Genomic DNA, 12,885 nt, shown 5'->3' with positions numbered 1-12,885 from the left:
GTCACTCCATAAATAGTTTTATATGAGAACAAACACAAGATTTTCCTACAATAAGTAAGTTTTTTATTGCTAAAATGCAATTTTTAATCGAATAAAAATGTAAAATTGCAAACAAAGTTGTGCATAAGACTGGATTTAAAAAAATCTTGAAAAACATACTAAAACTTTTAAATAATAACTTTATATCTAGTGGCTTTGCCTTCTCCAAGACGCTGTAAGTATTTCATCCCTAGCAGTTTCTTTGTAATTGCCTCTACTGTTCTTGGAGGAAATCCTAGAGCTTCTATAGCATCTTTTCTACTAAATTCTTTATCTGCAAGGCTAAGTGCCCATTCCCAGAAGAACAATTGTTTTCTTGATAATAAATATTCAGTATTCTCCCTCTCAAGAATATAATGCGCCTCATTTGCTTGCGTTTTGAGTACATTAAGAAAAAATATTAACCACGGGGAAATATCTTCTTTGCCACTTTTCCAGCTACTTTGTGTTTTATTAAGCGCTAAGTAGTAATCAAGTTTGTTAGTTTCAATTATCTTTTCATGTGATACAATAGATACAAAATCATAACCCTGCTGCAACAGCATTAAATTAGTCATCAATCTACTAGTTCTGCCATTCCCATCTTGAAAAGGGTGTATTGCCAGATACTCAAAAACAAAGTTAGCAACAATAATAAGAGGATGCTTAAATTTATTATTTAAGGACCAGTGATACCAATCAATAAGCTCTTGTACTTCCTTTCTAACAAGGTAAGGTGGTGTGGGATCAAAAATTATACCAACAACTTTTCCATTCTGATCTTTTGCCTCAACTCTATTAGAACTTGCTTTGTATTTTCCTCTATGATACAAATCTTTTTCACTATAAAGTAGCATCTGGTTGTTAATGTGCAATATTGATGACTCACTAATTGGAATATCCGTATAATCATGAAATATTAGTTTAAGCATTTCTAAGTAGCCAGCAATTTCTTGCTCATCTCTATTTTTAAATTTTTTGACACGTAGGTTTTTATATAGGTCCTCAACTTCTTTATCGGTTAGACGATTTCCTTCAATACGGTTAGAAGCGCCAGAAGATGTAACAATAACTGAATGAGTTAATCTTTCAATTGTTTGTGGTAGTAGTTTTTTCGTTATCTGCCAGCTATTTTTAACACTATCAACTGCAGTAATTAACTCGTACACTTGTTCAATTACAGGCCCTTCTAGGTTGAGACGTGTACTAAGACGAAAATTCTTCCAGTTCATATTCTTCTCACATGCATATTATGTGAGATAATGTGAGATAATGTGATAAAAGTCAATAGTAAGCTTTATATGCATAGCAGAGCTAACTACAAAAATTATACATTTTCAAGTGATCCTAACCATATCAAAAACTACAGGGCAAAGCTGTTGGAGGAAGGCTTAATTAGTTAAAAATTTCAATCTTATGTAAAATATTGTCTTATTTTGTAATTTTCTTGTTGACTAACGAGACGATATCTACTTTTCAATAAACTCCATTTGCATTTCTTGTATACTACTTTCTATTTGCTCTATTTGTTCTATTAACCTTTCTTCTAAGTCAAGATTACCGCTCAGCCTCGCTTCGGTTCTTTCTTTTCGTAATGCATTTAATTCTTTTAGTAACACTATATTATTCCACACAATTTCTGCAGATTTTCTCTCGTTCAGTTGGCTATTTAGTACACTAGTTTTTTCAAATACATACTTTATAACGTTAAACTGTTTCAATTCTTGTAACAAAGCCTCTTTATCGAGTTTGCTTTTGTTACTTATTACATCAATTATACGCTGTTGTAATCTTTTCATCTCATTAGTAAATTCAAAATGAGAAAATTGCTCAAAAAATATAGGACGGTTCAAGATTTCAGGAAATTCTACGGCTATACGCAAAATTACGGCCTGATTTTGCTCTGCTTCAATTAGCTCTGGAGATTTGTTATGAAGATACTCACCTTTTGTTGCTCCAGTTTTACTATTAAAAATCTGTTTTTTGAAGCTACTTCTTAGTTCACTAGCCTTATTGTAAAAATAATCTCTGTAATACCTTCTAATACTGCTGTTGCTAATAGTATTTACATATTCCATGAACTTGTGCTCAAGAATTGAATATTTTTCCGGAGCAAGTTTTTCATAATTTTGCAAATTGCTATCGATTATGTGATGCCATAAATATTCAGAATGCAGTTTTGTTGAATGGTCAAGAGCAGTCAACACGTCTTCTTTCTTGTATTCCAGTTCGTTACATATATCGTATGGATCTTTATTACTCGGCAAAGTCACAAACTTTAACGTGTATCCAGGCTCTAATATTGGCAGAGCAAGTTCTGCAACTCGAGTAGCAGCATGACGTCCAGCACTATCGCCATCCATACAGATGGAGATTTCTTTAGCAAATCTCCATAGATTTTTTATCTGTTCTGCAGAAATTGCGGTACCAAGCGGAGCAACTGCATTACTAATTCCTGCTTGATGTAGCGCTATAGCGTCCATATATCCTTCAACAACGAGTATGTGCTGTTTTTTACGTATTTCGCTTAAAGCAAAGTTTAATCCGTATAAATTCTCCCTCTTCTTGAAGAGCTGACTCTCTGGACTGTTTAAATATTTCGGCTGTTGCTCAGAACTTAGCGCACGTCCGCCAAAACCAATAACTCTCCCTGCAATGCTCTGTATAGGAAATATCAGCCGGTCATAAAAATAATCATGAAAATTTTTGTTTACTAATCCAATATCAATTAAAATTTTGTCTTCAATACCTGAAGAGTTTAAATACTCTTTCAAACCAGAGCTTGGTGCATAACCTATCTTAAATTTATCTATGATTTTAGGTGAAATTTTACGCTGCTTTAAATAATCTACAACACCTTGATTTTTTTGTGCAAACCAATTTGCAGCTAAATCAAGCGCTAAAAATAGTTTATTGTTCTCTTTTGTAATACTAAGATTTTTGGGCAGTTCAACACCTGTAACCGATGCTAATTTTTCCAATGCTTCTTTAAAGCTTAATCCTTCAGTTTGTGAAATAAATTCAAATGCATCACCACTAGCCAAGCAACCAAAACAGTAATATAACCCCTTAGTATTGCTCACCGAAAAAGATGGGGTTTTTTCGTTATGAAATGGACAGAGCCCAACAAAACTATCTCCTCTTTTTATTAGCCTGACTTTTTTACCTACTATGTCAGATAATAATAATTTTGATTTTATAATATCTATATGATCCATCTTGTTAAATTAGTAGTAGGATAAAAATTATATAGAATTTATACACATCTGACTCGAAATTTATTTCTATAACTAAAGCAATTTAGATTTACCGACAATGTAGCTATACAAATTCAAGAGCAATCCTGTCATCCAGGTAGCCCACAGAAACAAAAAACTTCCTTGACAAACCTCGCCAGCGCCCTTATCATGAAACTGAAGCTATTTATTTATCTTCTCTGTACAGATTAAATGACAAAAAAACTCAACGTATCTGGCGTCTCATGTTTAATTTTTTGCACTATGTGCACCTTATGTCTTTATCAAATTTCCGGGTTTTGACCTACACAAGCTGAAATACGCTTATAAAGCATTTAAAACATTAAAAAACGCCAACTTAAAAAATGGATAGTGAATAACTAGCTACCCTAGGGTTTCTTTTGCCTTTTTTTCTGTTTAGTAAATTTCTTAACGTTTATAATTTAGATTAGTTGCGGCTTAAAAGCAGCTAAATCGCGGTTATTAAGTGTTTAGAATAAAAAAACGCCATACTTGAAAGTATAATGTAAGTAATTAGCCAACCACGGGGCTTCTTTTGCCTTTTTTTTCGTTTGGTAAATTTCTTAATATTTATACAGAAGGTGTCATTCCAGTGCTTGACACTGGAATCCAGTTCTTATTATACAGCTATCTGGTGTACTTATTTAAAATTAAGTTTTCTGGATCTCAGTGCCAAAGCACTGGGATGACACCCTTCCTGGCGGAGATTATTCTCAAATCACAATGTTCGTACAGTTGTGGAATGAATTGCGGTATGACGTAGGAAAACCTTAGCTATAGCTTTAGAACTCCCAAAAGGTCAGAAGCATTGAATGACTTGACAGAAAGTTCAAACCCATATAAAATGTCCTTATTTCTTATATGTTAGATGTAGTATCAATTGCCTCAGATCATGCTGGTTATGAATTAAAATCAGAAATAAAACCTTACCTGGAAACCCTAGGTTACAGAGTAGTAGATCAAGGCTGCACTGCTCAGCAAAAGTGCGTGGATTATCCAGACTATGCTGTTAAAGTTGTAGAAGATATAACAAGCAAAAAAGCAAATTATGGGATATTAATTTGTGGTACAGGTTTGGGCATGAGTACTGTGGCAAATCGTTTTGAAGGAATCTACGCTGCTTTGTGTAATAGTGTTGAAATCGCAAAATTAGCTCGCGAGCATGGCAACGCAAATGTACTGTGTCTTGGTGCAGGATTTACTGCGAGTGGATTAGCAAAAGACATAGTCAAACAATTCCTCGAAACAGAATTTTCAAAAGAAAGCAGACATAAAAAACGCCTTGATAAACTCAGCAATATAACCTCTAAGAAAAAAAAAACAAAAACTTATAACGAAGATGAAATATCAAAATTCGCTAAAATGGCAGGCCAGTGGTGGGATGAGAACGGCAAATTCAAACCATTGCACATGATGAATCCTGTTAGAGTATCTTACATTATTGAGAAAATAAAAGAGTTAAAAAAATGCAATTTGAAAGAATTATCATTGCTTGATGTTGGATGCGGTGGTGGCATTTTGTCAGAGTCAATGGCACGCGTTGGCATTAACGTTGTGGGAATAGATGTATGTGAAGAAAACATAAAAGTAGCGCATTCACATGCAAAAAAAGTAGGGTTAAATATAGAATATATACACACCAGCATTGAAGAGCTAAGCAATGACAAGAAGTACGACGTGGTTCTGTTGATGGAAGTAGTTGAACATGTGGATAATTTAGAGCTTTTCATGAAAAAAGCGATAGAACTGCTAAAACCGGAGGGGTTAATCTTTATATCCACAATAAATAGAACTATTAAATCCTTTTGTCTTGCAATAATTGGTGCAGAGTACATATTAAATTGGCTGCCAAAAGGTACACATAACTGGAATAAATTTCTCAAGCCGTCAGAAATTGCAAATCACTTAAGAGAAAATAATGTAACGCTGCAAAACATGGCTGGTATGGAGTACAACGTAATAAAGCGTGAGTGGAATCTAACTAAAGGCGTGGATGTTAATTATATACTCTGCGGTTTGTTAGATTTAACTCTATAAAAGCACCATTTTCACTTCCAATACTTTGAAGGATCTTGGCCAGCTTTTATACAGTAGCCTTTATTAGTTAGCGCCCAACCGGAACGACAAGCATAACCTGTACCTACACGTTCATATCCAGGAGCAGCAACACACTTTCCATTCTCCAAGGTTTGACCTTTAAAAAGACAACAAACTTCTTTTTCTGTTACCTTTGTTACAATTTGAGGAGCACCAAAAAACACAGCAACAAACATACCCAGTGCGAAAAGTGCAGGCCAAGGCATTCTGCCAAATATTGCAAGTAAGCTTGAACCAATTATTACCACTGTAATCATTGGTCCACCTATTCCATGAACGTAACCTATTACATTACACATTACATCTGTTGCTCCATCAGCGTGTGCATCAAATGCATAGAAAACTATAAATAGAATTACAAGAAAATTTCCCATTGTTCTTTCAATAATCATGCCTGATTGTTTCTTATTTTTATAAAATTTCAGTAAATCGCTTTTTTCAAAAATTATGCTTAACCTAATCAATATTTATTTATTACTGCCTTTTTAATACTATAATTAACTCAGTTGATTTTTATCAAAATGCTAAACCATGGAACAATTCGAGAACTTTTACATCACCACGCCAGTATATTACGTAAACGATAAGCCGCATATTGGTCATGCATACACTTCTCTCTTGTGTGACGTGGTGGCAAGGTTCATGAAACTAGCTGGGAAAAATGTCAAATTTACCACCGGTACAGATGAACATGGACAAAAAATAGAAAAAGCAGCTAAAGCAAAGGAAATGCAGCCAAAAGAATTTACAGATGAAGTGAGCGTTTCATTTAAAGAATTGGCTAAGTTCATGAATTTTGAGTATGACGATTTTATTCGCACTACGGAGGAACGTCACAAAAAAGCAGTTATAGCTTTATGGAATAGACTTGAAGAGAGAGGGCAAATATATTTGGATTCCTATTCGGGTTGGTATTCAGTTCGTGATGAAGCATTTTATCAGGAGTCAGAGCTGATAGATGGCAAAGCACCAACAGGTGCTGAGGTCCAGTGGATAAAAGAAGAGAGTTACTTTTTTCGCTTATCAAACTGGCAAGAAAAATTACTGGAACTCTATAAAAATCAGCCAAGTTTTATCTTTCCTGAGAGCAGAAGAAATGAAGTGATATCGTTTGTAAGATCAGGGCTCATTGACCTCTCAATCTCTCGCACTAGTTTTAACTGGGGAATAAAAGTACCAGGTAATGACAAACACGTAATCTATGTCTGGATAGATGCATTAACCAATTATCTTACATCAATAGGTTTCCCTAGTACTGAAGGTGAGGAATATAAGAGGTTTTGGGCAGAACCAGAAACACAGATTCCAGTGTCAAGCGCTGCAAACCTAGCTGACAACTCTTTCAACGTTCATGTAATCGGTAAAGACATATTGCGCTTTCATGCTGTATATTGGCCAGCGATTCTCCTTGCAGCAGACCTGCCACTGCCAAAACAAATTGCAGTTCATGGTTGGTGGTTGAACGAGGGAGAGAAAATATCCAAGTCCCTTGGTAATGTCATAGATCCAATTGGCCTCGCTCAAGAGTTTGGTGTTGATCAGCTACGCTATTTTCTCCTCAGGGAAGCAAGCTTCGGCCAAGATGGCAACTTTAGTAAGAAAAATATGATCAGCCGGATAAATTCAGAACTGGCAAACAACATAGGCAATTTAGTGCAAAGAACAATTTCATTTTTACACAAGCAATGTTCTGGAATTGTACCAACAATCGATCAAAGCCTACTTAAAGGTGAAGAAAGTCTTCCAGGTTGCAAAGCTATACTCGATCAAGTGATGAATCACCTATCAAAGTATGAATTTAACCATATCATACTTCTAATCATCAACATCTCTTCTGAAGCAAATGCCTACATAGACAAAAGTGCACCCTGGACACTAAGCAAAACTGACAGAGAGCGCATGAATTTAGTAATTTACAAGTTACTGGAATATATCAGGATAATAGGCATTTTATTGCAGCCAATTGTCCCGAGGTCAGCGGAAATGATACTTGATCAACTGCAAATCCCGAAAGAGCAACAAGATTTAAAATCTCTGTGCAACGCATGCGTAAGCTTAGGCATTACGCTGCCTAAACCTACGCCGGTTTTTTTGAGGGTTGATGCTAAAGAGGAGAAATAGTGTAAAAACTATTTCTCCTGGATGGGATTATCTTTAGTTAACAACGGTGCACACCGCTGTCTACATATTCAAGTTAGGTGGCAAGTGCCTTAGTTACTTTAGCACAATATGGTTTAGTAACATCAGCACCTATCACTACTACTTGAGTAATTGCCGACTTAACCTTTTCTAGGCTCCATGCAAACCGGCCTTGACCATTTTCTTCTTTAGTTGGCTGACTTTCTGGGCTAGAAATCTCAGTACCTTTTTCATCACCAGATTCTGCATCATAAAATACATCCTGATCCTCAGAAAGACTCATTAAATAACTTTTAGCAGCATCAACATTTAAATGATCAGGTTGCTTAGGAACGTTATCAATATTTAAATAATCCAAACTATTAGCTCGTTGCTTTTGCTCACTGGAAAGAACCTCAAGATTTAAATAATCCAAACGAGTTAGTTCTTGCATGCTAGGTTTAGGTCCATCTTCACGCTTAAACTGCTCTTCCGGACTAGAAACCTTAGTACCATAAAGTCTACTGTACAAGCTGCTTCCGCTGCTTCCAACGCTGTTAAGTGCTCCTTTTGTATACTCAACTGATGTATCATAAAAATTTTTTAATTTATTTCCAGCATTATTAAATTTCCCTTTTACATACTCAATTGATGTGCCATAAGCATTTTTCGCACTACCTACGATATTTTTTAAGTCATTCGCAACATCACTACAGCGCCGCTTAACAATACCAGAAATGCGCCCACTATTGTACGCTTCTGCTACAGATGTAAATACTTCTTTGATATCCTTTGCTTGCGGAACAAAAGCATTTCCTCGTTTAAGTTCTTCTATTTCTTTTTCTTTCTCAGGTAGTTGAGTATTTTTCTCAGAAGTTTTTTGCTCTTGAGCTTGTACTCCGACCTCTTTCCTAGTAAGCTGCTGGTTTACGCTACCAATTTCTACCGCATCACCTGGCTGAGAAGCATTAATCCTTCTGGTTGCAGCCAACTCATTTTTCATTCTAAAAATCTCCCGATCTTTCTCAGAAATAGTTTTATCTTTATCTTCTATCTCTTTTGCTTGATTAGCCAGTTGAGTATTTTTTTCGGATATTTCTTTTACTTTCTCAGAAATTATTTTACCTTTAGCTTCTACTTTACTTTTTTCATCAGAAAGCTGAGCTTCCTTCTCAGAAATAGTTTTGTTCTTACTAACTGCTGCATACGAAAGTGCAATAGTTACAACAGAAAACACAGCATAACCAATAATAAATGGCAAGCCAACACTTAATGCTGCAACTGGAGCTAAGAAACCAATATAAGGAGCTGCAGCAAACACTCCAGATGCTAATAAAGTGAAAGTAGCCAGAGTTCCAGCTATATAATAGGGTACATTGTCTTTACTTATCATGATTATTCCTCACGTATTATAAAATATAATACCATTATAAAAGGATTTTTAAGAAGTTGTCAAGCTATCTTTACATAAAAAAAATAATTGATAAACTTGGGAACAAGAAGATTGCTGCCAAGCTATGAACTATGCCTTTCCGTGTAATCTTTAAATGCACCTCTGTTAGAGTCAAAATATAGCTTCACACTGCCAATTGGTCCATTTCTCTGCTTTGCAATAATGAGCTCTGCAATGTTTCTAATTTTTTCCATTTTCTCTTGCCATTCCCGATGTTTATTGTTTCCTTCATTTGGCTGTTTTCTTAGTTCATAATACTCTTCTCTATAGAGAAACATTACTATATCTGCGTCTTGCTCTATGCTCCCTGAATCACGTAAATCAGAAAGTTGTGGTTTTTTATCATCCCTCTGCTCAACAGAACGAGAGAGCTGAGATAGTGCAACAATGGGAATATTTAGCTCCTTTGCAATTGCTTTCAAACCCTGCGTCACTTCCGAGATTTCTTGCACTCTATTTTCATTACTCCTTTTTGTTGTTCCTCTGATTAGCTGCAAATAATCAATGAATACCACTTCTACATTATATAATTGATACAGCAAGCGTATTCTGGTGCGAAGGGCACTAATTGATAGCGCAGGGGTGTCATCTATGATGAAAGGCAGTTCAGATAATTCTGTACTAGTATTGATAAATTCATGCAATTCAAAATCACTAATTCTCCCGGTTAATGCCTTATAATAACTAATCCCTGAATCTATAGTGATCAGCCTTGCAGTTAATTGCTCTGCTGACATTTCAAGCGAGAAAAACGCTACATAGTGTTGCTTATCTGCTCTTTTTTGCAACATCTTACAAGCATTGAGTGCGATGTTTAGCGCCAATGCTGTTTTACCCATAGAAGGCCTTGCAGCTAAAATTAATAAATCAGATTTTTGTAGACCACCAAGAAGTTGATTTAGATCTTGAAGTCCGGTTGTAACGCCTAGCGCTTCTGGATTATTTTTCAGTGTGCTGATCTTCTCAACTACATCTTTAATTGAACTTGCAAGTTTTATATATGTTTTCTCACCTTGTTTTTTTACTGCCAAATTGAACAATTTTGTCATTGCTTGTTCAATTTGCGCCTGTGCAGGATTTTCAATATCGTAGTTGTAGCTATCACCAACTATTTCTTGCCCGAGCTTAATTAAACATCTCCTTAAGTAAGTATCACGGATTATTCTAGTCAAACTATAAATATCAAGTGCAATACTTGCCTTCGCTGCAAGCTTTGCTAAGTACTCTACCCCACCACACTCGGTAAATGCTTGGTCGTTCTCAAAAAACATCTTGAGGCTCAGTTCATTGGCAACTATGCCATGTTTTCTGGTTTTAGATATTTGCGTAAAAATACTTTGATGCAGTGGATCATAGAAATTTTCTGCTGTAATTGTGTCTTCAACTGCATCACAGATTCTATTATCACGAATCATTGCACCAATAAGCATCTGTTCAGCTTCTAAATTATGCGGTAATTTACATATTTCCTTGTCTACACTTCTTGAACTGAGGAGATTGGCTAATTCATTCATTTTAAGTTTTGAGAGTAACTGTTGATTATTGTAGAATATTTAGTCCTCATTTGAAAGATGTAAAGGCAAAAAAATTTGACTAATTCCGTGTTGCCTATAGCATTAAAACTTAATGCCCCTGTGGTGGAATGGTAGACACGGCAGACTCAAAATCTGTTGCTTGCAAAAGCATGCTGGTTCAAGTCCGGCCAGGGGCACGTTAAATATTGGAAAGCGTATATATGTTACATAAATTTTTTGATCGTTTATTCTCTATTTTTTCTTCTATAAATGTTATTCAAAAAGTAAAGAAAGACGAAAATGGAATATGTTATGTAACGGGCCTCAGGCGCTATATATCAGTATTGCTTGATTTAATTATTATCGTCTTGTTCTTGCAGTTTTGCAGCCAAGCCTTAAATCAGCTCTTTATGAACTCAGAGGATAGCAAAATATTAAGCCAAATTGCTGCAAAATACCAAATGCAAGTGCCACTTTCTATAGAAGAAAAGGCAATGCAGAGTAGACTTGGTAAACTGTGGATCCTAAATCAAATAGTCCAATTTATTATGCTCTTTTGCTATGTAATATATATGTGGGTAAAGTTTGCTACTACACCTGGAAAACTATTATTTGGGCTTAGAGTTGTGGATGCACAAACTTTCGAAAAGATGACCCTAAAACAAGCAACAAAGAGATTTTTTTCCTTTATATTGTCAGTTGCACCATTGTTCTTGGGCTTTTTATGGTCAAATTTCAACAAACGCTGTCAAACTTGGCACGATAAGATCGCAGGCACAGTGGTTGTCACGAGTAAAAGCCTTAGAAGGCAGAGCTAAAAACTACTTGACACCCTTCGCCAGCCCCTTTATCATGATACTGAAGGTATTCATTTATCTTCAATCTGTGCAGATTAAACGACAACAGTATTACGTATTGGCGTCTTATTTTTAATTTTTTGCACTATGTGCATGCACTGGGATGACACCTCTGGGCACTGCCGTCGTAAAGGAACCAGTGTCAGCTACTCGGATGACAAAGGAGGACAGTGTCTCAGCTACTTTCATGACACCATTTGCTGTCTTTAAAAATGAATGTTCTTACAATTGTGCGTCATGCGCTTTATTAAATATTTTACTTAAAAATCTAATTTCTTATTATACAAGAGATAAGCAATTCATTGATGATGAAAAATTACAAAAAGGGGCATAGAAAGCGCCTAAGAGAGAAAATTATTTTAGATAATGGACAATCATTACTTGATTATGAAGTTTTAGAGCACATTTTATATTCAGCATATAGTAGAATTGATGTAAAACCGGTGGCAAAGAGTTTGATAGAAAGTTTTGGCAGCTTAAATAAAGTTTTTAATGCTGACCTGGAAGCGCTGCAAAACGTTGATGATGTCAGCAATGCAGCGATATCTGCCATCTTTTGTGTAAAACAAGCCTTTGTTCGTTCTGCAAGAGAAGAAATAAAAAACCTGCCTGTAATCGATAACTGGGAAAAATTGCTTGATTATTTAAGAATAAGTATAGGAAGCCTCAATAAGGAAAATTTTCGTGTCATCTATATGAATAAAAAGTATCGTCTAAGAACCTGTTTAAAATCTCGGAGAGATGAGGTAAAATAGTGGTAGATTAAGAATGAGGTATATCTATGCGTAAAAATTATCCAAGTGATATAAGTCGAGAGCAATTTGAAAAAATCAGACCAATACTAGAGAGTAGCAGGAAGAAAACGAGACCAAGAAAACTTGATTTGTATGATGTATTTCGTACAGTGTTATACGTCCTAAAAAGTGGTTGCCAGTGGAGAATGTTGCCAAAAGATTTTCCAAGGTGGGAAAGCGTATATTACTATTTTCAAATGTGGAATAAAAAGAATGGAGAAGAACCAAGTTTGTTGGAATTAGTTTTAAAAAAAATTGGTTGGAGAGATCCGTATCAACAATGGTCGGAAAGAGAAAACTAGCTTCTGTATAATTGATGCTCAAAGTGTTAAAAACACAGATACTGCTGAAAAAAAGGGCTATGATGCAGGTAAAAAGATTTCAGGCATAAAGCGTCATATTGCAGTTGATACTCAAGGTCTACCACATGCAATTTATGTAACAACAGCAGAAGTAACTGATCGTAGTAGCGCTGTAAGAATGGTTGAAAATGCTAAAGATACCCTTTCTGAAGTCAAAAATATATTGGTTGATGCAGGCTACACAGGAAAAATTTTTGCAACCCAAATAAAAGATATTATTGGTGCAACTGTTGAGGTAATAAAGCGCAGTGAATTACATTCTTTTGTTGTATTGCCAAAGAGATGGGTTGTTGAGCGTTCTTTTGCTTGGTTAGAAAAGTGTAGACGGCTATGGAAAAATTGCGAACGTAAACTCAATACCAGCTTGCAAATGATTGTCCTTTCCTTCATTTCTCTCCTATTACGAAGATTTTAA

The 12,885-nt window shown here is 35.5% G+C and carries 11 protein-coding genes, 1 tRNA gene and 1 pseudogene; 7 read left to right on the top strand and 6 right to left on the bottom strand.

Translation table 11 applies throughout. The features are described from left to right. Positions 1-167: 167 nt before the first annotated feature. From AAGD72_RS04195 to AAGD72_RS06430, 3 genes and pseudogenes are all read right to left on the bottom strand, one after another. Positions 168-1,250, bottom strand: a complete 1,083-nt coding sequence (locus tag AAGD72_RS04195) for a Fic family protein (protein ID WP_182158624.1) — start codon at positions 1,248-1,250, stop codon at positions 168-170. A 237-nt stretch (positions 1,251-1,487) separates the two neighbouring features. Continuing rightward, positions 1,488-3,236, bottom strand: coding sequence for a DNA primase (gene dnaG, locus AAGD72_RS04190; RefSeq protein WP_341814637.1), 1,749 nt, complete (start codon positions 3,234-3,236; stop codon positions 1,488-1,490). 618 nt (positions 3,237-3,854) lie between these two features. Next, a pseudogene (locus AAGD72_RS06430) lies at positions 3,855-3,941 on the bottom strand (WPE palindromic element domain-containing protein); the annotation flags it as partial. 195 nt (positions 3,942-4,136) lie between these two features. Between AAGD72_RS06430 and ubiG the strand changes: the two are divergent. After that, positions 4,137-5,312 (top strand): bifunctional 2-polyprenyl-6-hydroxyphenol methylase/3-demethylubiquinol 3-O-methyltransferase UbiG, encoded by a 1,176-nt coding sequence (ubiG, locus tag AAGD72_RS04185; protein WP_341811611.1) that lies wholly within the window; start codon positions 4,137-4,139, stop codon positions 5,310-5,312. 11 nt (positions 5,313-5,323) lie between these two features. On the opposite strand, the gene AAGD72_RS06425 is transcribed toward ubiG, so the two are convergent. After that, positions 5,324-5,836: a TrbC/VirB2 family protein gene (locus tag AAGD72_RS06425; protein WP_410529944.1), complete on the bottom strand. Its 513-nt coding sequence runs from the start codon at positions 5,834-5,836 to the stop codon at positions 5,324-5,326. A 67-nt stretch (positions 5,837-5,903) separates the two neighbouring features. Between AAGD72_RS06425 and metG the strand changes: the two genes are divergently transcribed. Beyond that, positions 5,904-7,493 carry a methionine--tRNA ligase gene (gene metG / locus AAGD72_RS04175; protein WP_341814636.1) on the top strand — a complete coding sequence of 530 codons (1,590 nt, stop codon included), beginning with the start codon at positions 5,904-5,906 and terminating at the stop codon, positions 7,491-7,493. Between the two features lie 73 nt (positions 7,494-7,566). Here metG and AAGD72_RS04170 read toward each other — a convergent pair whose 3' ends face one another. Next, positions 7,567-8,883 (bottom strand): hypothetical protein, encoded by a 1,317-nt coding sequence (locus AAGD72_RS04170; RefSeq protein WP_341814635.1) that lies wholly within the window; start codon positions 8,881-8,883, stop codon positions 7,567-7,569. A gap of 122 nt (positions 8,884-9,005) precedes the next feature. After that, entirely contained in the window at positions 9,006-10,457 is a 1,452-nt protein-coding gene (locus AAGD72_RS04165) for a replicative DNA helicase (RefSeq protein WP_015589094.1), read from the bottom strand. Between the two features lie 114 nt (positions 10,458-10,571). Here AAGD72_RS04165 and AAGD72_RS04160 point away from each other — a divergent pair. The 5 genes from AAGD72_RS04160 to AAGD72_RS04140 all read left to right on the top strand — a co-directional run bounded on the left by AAGD72_RS04160 (position 10,572) and on the right by AAGD72_RS04140 (position 12,885). Further along, a tRNA-Leu gene (locus AAGD72_RS04160) sits at positions 10,572-10,654 on the top strand. A gap of 24 nt (positions 10,655-10,678) precedes the next feature. Next, positions 10,679-11,275, top strand: a complete 597-nt coding sequence (locus AAGD72_RS04155; RefSeq protein WP_341814634.1) for an RDD family protein — start codon at positions 10,679-10,681, stop codon at positions 11,273-11,275. 193 nt (positions 11,276-11,468) lie between these two features. Next, on the top strand, positions 11,469-11,648 hold the full coding sequence (locus AAGD72_RS04150) for a hypothetical protein (protein ID WP_065094818.1): 180 nt from the start codon (positions 11,469-11,471) through the stop codon (positions 11,646-11,648). Further along, the gene (locus AAGD72_RS04145; RefSeq protein WP_341814633.1) at positions 11,620-12,069 is read left to right on the top strand and encodes a hypothetical protein; all 450 of its coding nucleotides are present in this window, start codon (positions 11,620-11,622) and stop codon (positions 12,067-12,069) included. Before AAGD72_RS04150 ends, AAGD72_RS04145 begins: the two co-directional genes overlap by 29 nt. Positions 12,070-12,095: 26 nt before the next feature. Beyond that, a protein-coding gene (locus tag AAGD72_RS04140; protein ID WP_341814578.1) for an IS5 family transposase occupies positions 12,096-12,885 on the top strand; the annotation gives its coding sequence in 2 pieces (ribosomal slippage) (positions 12,096-12,356 and positions 12,358-12,885; 789 coding nt in all).

Origin of the sequence: Wolbachia endosymbiont (group A) of Chalcis sispes, from assembly GCF_964026765.1 — a bacterium.
Lineage (GTDB): Bacteria > Pseudomonadota > Alphaproteobacteria > Rickettsiales > Anaplasmataceae > Wolbachia > Wolbachia pipientis.
This window is presented reverse-complemented; position numbering and strand designations above follow the sequence as displayed.

What these genes read in the sequence shown, in the direction of transcription:
- AAGD72_RS04195 (WP_182158624.1), bottom strand. Translation starts at nt 1,250, where the DNA reads ATGAACTGGAAGAATTTTCGTCTTAGTACACGTCTCAACCTAGAAGGG.
- dnaG (WP_341814637.1), bottom strand. Translation starts at nt 3,236, where the DNA reads ATGGATCATATAGATATTATAAAATCAAAATTATTATTATCTGACATA.
- ubiG (WP_341811611.1), top strand. Translation starts at nt 4,137, where the DNA reads ATGTTAGATGTAGTATCAATTGCCTCAGATCATGCTGGTTATGAATTA.
- metG (WP_341814636.1), top strand. Translation starts at nt 5,904, where the DNA reads ATGGAACAATTCGAGAACTTTTACATCACCACGCCAGTATATTACGTA.
- AAGD72_RS04170 (WP_341814635.1), bottom strand. Translation starts at nt 8,883, where the DNA reads ATGATAAGTAAAGACAATGTACCCTATTATATAGCTGGAACTCTGGCT.
- AAGD72_RS04165 (WP_015589094.1), bottom strand. Translation starts at nt 10,457, where the DNA reads ATGAATGAATTAGCCAATCTCCTCAGTTCAAGAAGTGTAGACAAGGAA.
- AAGD72_RS04155 (WP_341814634.1), top strand. Translation starts at nt 10,679, where the DNA reads ATGTTACATAAATTTTTTGATCGTTTATTCTCTATTTTTTCTTCTATA.
- AAGD72_RS04150 (WP_065094818.1), top strand. Translation starts at nt 11,469, where the DNA reads ATGACAAAGGAGGACAGTGTCTCAGCTACTTTCATGACACCATTTGCT.
- AAGD72_RS04145 (WP_341814633.1), top strand. Translation starts at nt 11,620, where the DNA reads ATGATGAAAAATTACAAAAAGGGGCATAGAAAGCGCCTAAGAGAGAAA.